Below are 8039 nucleotides of genomic sequence, written 5' to 3'. Positions count from 1 at the left end.
GATGGCCCACAGAGGTCTTTCCGCTAGTCAGCCTTGGATGCGCGCGGATTCCCATGATGGCCCGGAGCTGACGCTCCACACAGAGGCCGAATACATTGATGCAGCTCTCACGTTCGTCAGTCCGCCACAATCATCTTGCGACGCACGGCCGGACCATACATCATGGCACACCTGAGACGCTACGCCGAAGGCAGCAATCCTCACGTAACCAGACATTCAGAAAAGTGAATGGACTTCACTGCCTGACCCTGAGCAGTCATTCATAAGATCAGGGAGTAGAGCGAGGAGAGGTACGATCAGTCCTTGGCTTGACACCGTTCCCATTGGCTTACGGGTCCCCGGGAAAAACCCGACGTGGCGGCAACCCTGTTTAGTCGAGAGGGCCCGTTCGCATGCCTTGACAATGAATGTGGCTTGATCCAGCCTCAAAGTTGTCAGACCAATTCCGGCAGAACTTGCCATTGGGATTCGGTTGAGGGCTGGAGGCTTGGCGCAGTGGAAGCAGAGTGGGGGTCTCAGACGCGCCGTGTCACCTCCGCCCGCGCGTCCGGTGCGATGCGGGCCGTCGCCGAGTATATCGGGCGTTCCGACCTCCAGCCAGGCGATTGTTTGCCCCCAGAGCGTGAGTTGATGGCCGAGTTGTCTGTCGGTCGTTCCACCCTTCGTGAGGTCATCCGCCACTGGCAGGCCCTCGGAGTCGTTGAGAGCCGCAGAGGCAGCGGCACTTACCTCCTGCGACGGATTTCACCCGAGACGATGCACCTTCCACTCGCGGTCGACCGCGGGCGGAGCGGGCTCCTCCAGATGCTGGAGGTTCGCCGTGGCTTGGAGGTCGAGGCAAGTGCGCTTGCGGCTATGCGGGCCAGAGCCGCCGATCTGGAGCGCATCGAATCCAAGCTCCTGATCATGGAGGCTGTGCATCGCGAGAAGGGCTGCGCTGGTCCTGAGGACCTGGCCTTTCACTTGTCAGTCTATGATGCCAGCGGCAACCCCGTCTTCAATCAACTCCTGTCGCAGATGCGCGAGAGCGTGCAGACCCTGTTCGGGATGTCGCGGGTTCGGGTGGACTTCGCGGCCCGCTCCTTCCCCTTTCACCGCAAGCTGTTCGAGGGCATCGCAGCCAAGGATCCCGATGCAGCCCGCGCCAACACGCTTTCGATCCTCGCCATCGTGGAAGAGGATATCAAGGACATGATCAGATGAGCACTTCCGTCGATCCGCTCGCACGCGCCATGGCCATTCTCGCCCATGATGGGGAACATGCCTACGAGGCCGTCGTGCCGCCGATCGCGCAGACTTCGCTCTTCACCTTCGGCTCCTATGCCGAGATGGAGGAGACCTATCGCGGGCAGAAGGTGCGGCCAACCTACACGCGTGGCCTGAATCCCACAGTCCGTCTGTTCGAAGAGAAGATGGCTGCACTGGAATGCGGCGAGGACGCGATAGGGTTCGCCAGCGGTATGGCGGCTATCTCTTCCGCCGTGCTCGCATTCGTCCGACCCGGCGACCGGATCGTGTGCGTGGAGCACGTCTATCCTGACGCGTATCGTCTGTTTCAGACTTATCTCAAGCGCATGAACGTGACGGTCGATTATGTTGACGGTCGCGACCTCGATGCGGTGCGGCGTGCCGTGCCCGGCGCGCGGCTTTTCTACATGGAGAGCCCGACGAGCTGGCTCATGCATGTCCACGATGTGGCGGCGCTTGCGCAGATCGCCCGCGACAACGAGGTGCTTTCCATCATCGACAATAGCTGGGCGAGCCCGATCTTCCAGCAGCCGCTGACCCTCGGAGTCGACCTGGTGGTCCATTCCGCATCGAAATACATCGGGGGCCACAGCGACGTGGTTGCGGGCGTGGTTGTGGGCTCAAGCCAGCTCATTGGCGAGATTCGCTCCCGCATCTATCCCTATCTCGGTGGCAAGCTGTCTCCGTTCGACGCGTGGCTTCTGCTCCGCGGCCTGAGGACTTTGCCAATCCGCATGAAAGCGCATGAGGCCTCCTCGCTCCACGTGGCGCGCCAGCTTGCCGAGCGCCCCGACGTGGTGGCGGTCTATCACCCCGGCCTTGGCAACACGCTGCCAGACGGGCTGCACGGCACATCGGGCCTGTTCTCATTCGAGTTCGATGGCGGCGTGGACATTGCAAGGTTCGCGGATGCGCTTCGGCTCTTCAAGCTCGGCGTCAGCTGGGGCGGGCACGAGAGCCTCGTGGTGCCCGCTCAGGTGGTACGTGTTCAGGCAGCAGGTCCCAATTCGGCCATCGATTTCGGCGTCTCCGAGCGGATCGTGCGCCTTCATGTGGGTCTGGAAGGTCAGGATGTACTCGTCGCCGATCTCGCCCAAGCCATCAGGGAGGCAAAGATGAGCTAGACGAACCTTCATCAGGAGCGGTCGAAAACGTTTGAGACAAGACAAAGACAGAGGGAAGATCATGATCCAACGCCTACTGCTCGCTACTGCGCTCGCCACGACCTTCGCCGGCAGCGCCCTTGCCCAGAGCACCCTGAAGCTCACCGAGGTCATCACCAGCCCGGAGCGGACAGAAACGCTCAAAAGCATCGTGAAGAACTTCGAGGAAGCCAACCCTGGCGTGAAGGTAGAGATCACGTCTCTGCCATGGAGCCAGGCGTTCGAGAAATTCGCGACCATGGTGTCCGCCGGCGATACACCCGACATTGTCGAGATGCCAGATCGGTGGCTTTCGCTCTATGCCAACAATGGCGCCCTGGAGAGCCTCGAGCCCTACCTTAAGAAATGGCCGAACACCGCTGGGCTCAATGACAGAGCCTTGGAGGTAGGCCGGACCGTCAAAAACACCGCCTACACCATACCCTATGGCTTCTACCTGCGGGCGATGTTCTACAACAAGAAGCTCTTCGAGCAGGCAGGGGTGAAGGAGCCTCCGAAGACTCTGGCGGAGTTCGAAGAGGTCTCGAAGAAAGTTTCAGCTATCCCGGGCAAATACGGGTATTGCCTGCGCGGCGGTCCGGGTGGCCTGAACGGCTGGGTGATGTTCGGCGCCACGATGGCCGGCGACAACACCTTCTTCAAGCAAGATGGAACCTCAACCTTCGCGGATGAGGGCTGGGTGAAGGGTCTTGCCTATCTCACCGATCTCTACAAGAAGGGTTATGCTCCGAAGGACAGCGTCAACTGGGGCTTCAATGAGATTGTCGCCGGCTTCTATTCCAGCACCTGCGCCATGCTCGATCAGGATCCGGATGCGCTGATCGCCATTGCCGAGCGCATGAAGCCGGAGGAATACGGGGTTGCACCTTTCCCGAAGGGTCCGGCAGGCAAGGCTTTCCCGACCCTTGGCTATGCCGGCTGGTCGATGTTCGCAAACAGCAAGAACAAGGACCTGTCCTGGAAGCTGCTCGCTGCACTCGCCGGCCCTGAGGGCAACATCGCCTGGAACAAGAAGACGGGCGCGCTGCCGATTTACAAGTCAGCCGAGAACGACCCATTCTATTCCGGCCCGCAGTTCAAGGGATGGTTCGAGGAACTGGCCGACAAGAACATCATGCCGACGATCATGCCAACTTATTTACAGGAGTTCGCCTTCTTCGCTGACTCGCTGGCCGTGAAGACCAGCCAGCAGGCTCTCCTCGGACAGCTTGCTCCGAAGGACGTCGCAGCGCAGTGGGCCGACTATATGACCAAGGCGCAGAAGAAGCACCTCACTTCGAGCAAGTAAGATCGAGACGGCGCGGCTTCACGAGCTGCGCCGTCCTTTTGGTTCGTCCCGTTGAGGAGCGCTGCATGTCAACGATGCCCTTGTACGAGGAGGCTTCAGGTCCACGGCGTGCCCCCTTGCGGAGACTTGCGCTGGGCCTTGAGCCCTACCTGTATATCGCTCCCTCCGTAATCCTGATCGCGACCATCATGCTCGTGCCGCTGATCATCGGCTTGTCCTATGCATTCCGGGACATGCAGTTGATCAACCCCTTCAGCGGTGGCTTCATCGGCTTGGACCATTTCCGGGCCCTCTGGACGGATGCGGCGTTCTGGCTGTCCATGAGGAACACGCTTGTCTGGACTCTGGCCTCTGTGGTGCTGCAATTCGCCTTCGGCCTCGTGCTGGCGCTTCTCCTCAACAATCCTTTTCCGGGGCGAGGCATCGTCCAAGCATTGGTCTTTCTTCCCTGGGCAGTGCCGACGTTCCTATCGGGCCTGAACTGGGCATGGCTGTTCAATCCCGTCGTCGGCCCTCTACCGCACTGGATGGCCGCTCTCGGAATCCTGCCCACACCTGAGAACATTCTGTCCGACCCTGATGTCGCGATCTGGGGACCGATTGTCGCCAATGTTTGGTGGGGCATCCCCTTCTTTGCCATCACATTGCTCGCGGCCCTACAGTCGATCCCGCAGGACATCTATGAGGCTGCCGCCATCGATGGCGCAGGCGCATGGCGGCGCTTTATCGACATCACCCTTCCGTTCCTGGCGCCCACCATCGCGATCACCGTCATGTTGCGGACCATTTGGATCGCAAATTTCGCCGACCTGATCATCGTGATGACGAATGGCGGACCGGCCGATCAGACGCAGATCGTGTCAAGCTATATCTTCACGCAGGCCTTCCGGCGGCTCGACTTCGGCTATGCATCGGCGATCGCGATGGTGCTCCTCGTACTGCTGTTGGCGTATTCCTTCGCAATCATCCTGATGCGGCAGTCCCTGCTGAGACGATGAGGAGAACTCTATGATATCCTCCGCCCGCAGCACCCCATATTGGATGTTTCATTATGGGTTACTCGCCTTCTACGTGGCTTTCGCGTTGTTCCCTCTCTATTGGCTGCTGAAGGTCTCGATCACGCCCAACGATCTCCTGTACAGTGAGGGAATTCGGCTCTGGCCATCCCGCTCATCCTTTGCACATTACACCTTCGTGCTCGCCCACAGTGACTTCCCGCTGTTCTTCAAGAACAGCTTGATCGTCTCGGGCAGCACGGCCGTGATGGTGACGGTGATCGCGGCTCTCTCCGGTTACGCTATGTCGCGCTTCACTTTCCGCGGCAAGATGTGGCTTGTCGGGTTGATGCTCATCACTCAGATGTTCCCGCTTGTCATGCTGGTGGCACCGATCTTCAAACTTTTCTCGCCACTTGGGCTCACCAACAGCCTGACGGGACTCGTGATCGTCTACACAGCCTTCAACGTGCCCTTTGCGACGTTCCTGATGCAGTCCTTTTTTGATGGCATTCCGAAAGATTTGGAGGAGGCCGCCATGATCGACGGGGCCTCGCGTTTCCGCGCCTTCCGGCAAATCATCCTGCCGCTGACGCTGCCAGGCGTCGCCGCCACCCTGGGCTTTGTGTTCACCGCTGCCTGGAGCGAGCTGCTCTTCGCGCTCATGCTCGTGTCGAAGGCCGATGCCAGTACCTTCCCGGTAGGATTGCTCAGCTTCGTGTCGAAGTTCTCGGTCGATTTCGGACAGATGATGGCGGCAGGCGTCTTGGCTCTGATCCCCGCATGCCTCTTCTTCCTTCTCATTCAACGGTATCTCGTCCAGGGCCTCACGGCTGGCGCGGTCAAAGGCTGAAGGGTCGCATCATGGCTTCTATCGATATTCAAGGTGTCGGAAAGTCTTACGGGGCTGTACCCGTCCTTTACAATGTCGACCTGTCGATTCAGGACGGAGAGTTCGTGGTCCTGGTCGGTCCATCGGGATGCGGCAAGTCCACACTCCTGCGCATGGTAGCAGGGCTGGAGGGAATCACCCGCGGAGACATCCGCATCGGCGGGAAGGTCGTAAACGAGCTGGCGCCCAAGGACCGGGACATCGCCATGGTGTTCCAATCCTATGCCCTTTATCCGCACATGACCGTCCGTGACAATATGAGCTACAGCCTTAAACTGCGAGGAACGCCTGCTGAGCGAATGTCCCATATCGTTTCCGCTGCAGCGTCCAAGCTGGGGCTAGAGACCTTCCTTGATCGTAAGCCTCGGACCTTATCGGGAGGGCAGCGTCAGCGCGTCGCTATGGGGCGCTCGATCGTGCGCAAGCCGAAGGCGTTCCTGTTCGATGAACCCCTGTCCAATCTCGATGCGCGCCTTCGCGAACAGATGCGGGTCGAGATTAAAAAGCTGCATCGGGAACTCGGCACGACATCGATTTATGTGACCCACGATCAGGTGGAAGCTATGACCCTCGCCGATCGCATCGTCGCCATGAACGGAGGCGCCGTCCAGCAGGTTGGAACTCCGCTTGATCTCTATGAGCGCCCCACGAACTTGTTCGTCGCCAGCTTCATTGGCTCACCGGCCATCAACGTACTTGATGGCATCTTACGATGTGACGGAGAGAAGCGGCACATCAAGCTTGAATCTGGCGAGCAGATTCCTGCGAGTTCTCGAATCCAAGGTAAGGATGGCCAAGCCGTAAAGGTCGGCATCCGACCTGAGGATGTGCAGATATCCATACAGAATGCCGGCAGCCGGATGGGTCAGATCGAATTGGTGGAGCCGATGGGATTGGGGACAATCCTGCATATCAGAACCATCCACTATACTCTGAAGGCTTTCGTGTTGGAGCGAGCAAACTACCCGATCGGCACAAGCATTACCTACAGCCTACCAGCGGCCAGGCTACATATCTTCGATGCTCAGACAGGCCGACGAATTGCGGAGTAGAAGTCGACCGGTTCACCGGAAGGTCAAGTCTTGGCACATTTGCGAAGTAGACCGAATGTCTGCTGACGAAGGGGACAACCGACATTTCTGAGGCGGTAGCAATTTCCTCGGATGACCCCTTGCAGACCTTTAACCTTTTCCTAAGGTGGAGCCGCAACCTGGCACCGAAGGGAACGACATCATGACCCACGCAATTCGCTTCCATGAGAACGGGGGGCCTGAGGTTCTCGTCTGGCAAGAGGTTGATGTCGGCCCGCCAGGGCCGGGTGAAGCCCGTGTCCGGCACACGGCCATTGGCCTCAACTATGTCGACACCTACGTGCGCTCGGGCGCCTACCCGGCCTCCCTGCCAAGCGGCCTTGGCACAGAGGCGGCTGGCGTGGTCGAGGCGGTCGGCCCGGGCGTCACCGACGTAAATGTCGGTGATCGCGTTGCCTATTCGGGCGGCCCGCAGGGCGCCTATGCGGAGGTGCGGGTCATGCCGGCGGATCGCCTGGTCGTGCTTCCGGACGGCATCTCCGATCAGCAGGCGGCCGCGATGATGCTCAAGGGCATGACGGCTCAGTACCTCATCCGGCAGACCTACATGATCAAGGAAGGCGACACCATCCTGTTCCATGCGGCAGCCGGTGGGGTTGGCCTCATCGCGTGCCAGTGGGCCAAGGCGCTGGGCGCAACCGTCATCGGAACCGTCGGCAATGACGAGAAGGCGAAGCTCGCGAAGGCTCATGGCTGCGATCATACCATTCTTTACACGCGCGAGAACTTCGTCGAGCGGGTGAGGGAGATCACTGGCGGCAACATGGTCCCGGTCGTGTACGACTCGGTTGGCAAGGATACCTTTTCCGCCTCGTTGGACTGTCTTGCCCCGCGTGGGCTCATGGCGCTCTTCGGGCAATCCTCCGGTGCGGTCGAACCGATCAATCTTGGCATCCTAGCCCAGAAGGGCTCGCTCTCTGTGACGCGCCCGACCTTGGGAACCTATGCCGCAAAGCGGGCCGATCTTCTAGCCATGGCCCAGGACCTGTTCGATGTCGTGCTCTCAGGCAAGGTCAAGGTCGAGGTGAACCAGACATATCCGTTGCAGAATGCAGCCAAGGCCCATCAGGATCTGCAAGCCCGCAGGACCACCGGATCAACAATCCTGACTCTGTAGCAGTCTGGCCCGGACCGATAATGGGGTGGGAAGACTCCTAACCATCCTAATTTCATCTCCTAGTGTTCTGTCACTGACGAGTGATTCCGAAATCCGATCCGACGTGCGATCCTGCTCTGATGGGCAAGATCGAACGCATTGAGGTTCCCGCCGCTGATCGAGATCGCTTGGAGAGCTTGGTCGGTGACCGCAACACATCCCAGAAGGTCGTCTGGCGGGCTCGGATTGTTCTGCTGGCTGGTGAG

Annotated in this window: 7 protein-coding genes; all 7 read left to right on the top strand. The window is 59.6% G+C overall.

All coding sequences use genetic code 11. The features are described from left to right. Window positions 1-555: 555 nt before the first annotated feature. Window positions 556-1203, top strand: coding sequence for a FadR/GntR family transcriptional regulator (locus FS320_RS33715; RefSeq protein WP_152716766.1), 648 nt, complete (start codon window positions 556-558; stop codon window positions 1201-1203). Next, on the top strand, window positions 1200-2372 hold the full coding sequence (locus tag FS320_RS33710) for a PLP-dependent transferase (protein ID WP_152716764.1): 1173 nt from the start codon (window positions 1200-1202) through the stop codon (window positions 2370-2372). Before FS320_RS33715 ends, FS320_RS33710 begins: the two co-directional genes overlap by 4 nt. A 61-nt stretch (window positions 2373-2433) precedes the next feature. Further along, window positions 2434-3699 carry an ABC transporter substrate-binding protein gene (locus FS320_RS33705; protein WP_152716763.1) on the top strand — a complete coding sequence of 422 codons (1266 nt, stop codon included), beginning with the start codon at window positions 2434-2436 and terminating at the stop codon, window positions 3697-3699. Window positions 3700-3764: 65 nt separating this feature from the next. Next, complete coding sequence (locus tag FS320_RS33700; RefSeq protein WP_152716762.1) at window positions 3765-4697, top strand: carbohydrate ABC transporter permease; 933 nt, start codon at window positions 3765-3767, stop codon at window positions 4695-4697. Window positions 4698-4740: 43 nt separating this feature from the next. Beyond that, entirely contained in the window at window positions 4741-5547 is an 807-nt protein-coding gene (locus tag FS320_RS33695) for a carbohydrate ABC transporter permease (protein WP_152716765.1), read from the top strand. 11 nt (window positions 5548-5558) lie between these two features. After that, window positions 5559-6638 (top strand): ABC transporter ATP-binding protein, encoded by a 1080-nt coding sequence (locus tag FS320_RS33690; RefSeq protein ID WP_152716761.1) that lies wholly within the window; start codon window positions 5559-5561, stop codon window positions 6636-6638. A 181-nt stretch (window positions 6639-6819) separates the two neighbouring features. After that, window positions 6820-7794, top strand: coding sequence for a quinone oxidoreductase family protein (locus FS320_RS33685; RefSeq protein ID WP_152716760.1), 975 nt, complete (start codon window positions 6820-6822; stop codon window positions 7792-7794). Window positions 7795-8039: the final 245 nt, after the last annotated feature.

It is taken from the genome of Microvirga tunisiensis, assembly GCF_009296175.1.
Classification (GTDB): domain Bacteria; phylum Pseudomonadota; class Alphaproteobacteria; order Rhizobiales; family Beijerinckiaceae; genus Microvirga; species Microvirga tunisiensis.
The sequence above is the reverse complement of the archived record's forward strand: the minus strand, read 5'-3'. Positions and strand labels throughout refer to the sequence as shown.

Coding starts and splice junctions, on each gene's coding strand:
- FS320_RS33715 (WP_152716766.1), top strand. CDS start 556: ATGCGGGCCGTCGCCGAGTATATCGGGCGTTCCGACCTCCAGCCAGGC.
- FS320_RS33710 (WP_152716764.1), top strand. CDS start 1,200: ATGAGCACTTCCGTCGATCCGCTCGCACGCGCCATGGCCATTCTCGCC.
- FS320_RS33705 (WP_152716763.1), top strand. CDS start 2,434: ATGATCCAACGCCTACTGCTCGCTACTGCGCTCGCCACGACCTTCGCC.
- FS320_RS33700 (WP_152716762.1), top strand. CDS start 3,765: ATGTCAACGATGCCCTTGTACGAGGAGGCTTCAGGTCCACGGCGTGCC.
- FS320_RS33695 (WP_152716765.1), top strand. CDS start 4,741: ATGTTTCATTATGGGTTACTCGCCTTCTACGTGGCTTTCGCGTTGTTC.
- FS320_RS33690 (WP_152716761.1), top strand. CDS start 5,559: ATGGCTTCTATCGATATTCAAGGTGTCGGAAAGTCTTACGGGGCTGTA.
- FS320_RS33685 (WP_152716760.1), top strand. CDS start 6,820: ATGACCCACGCAATTCGCTTCCATGAGAACGGGGGGCCTGAGGTTCTC.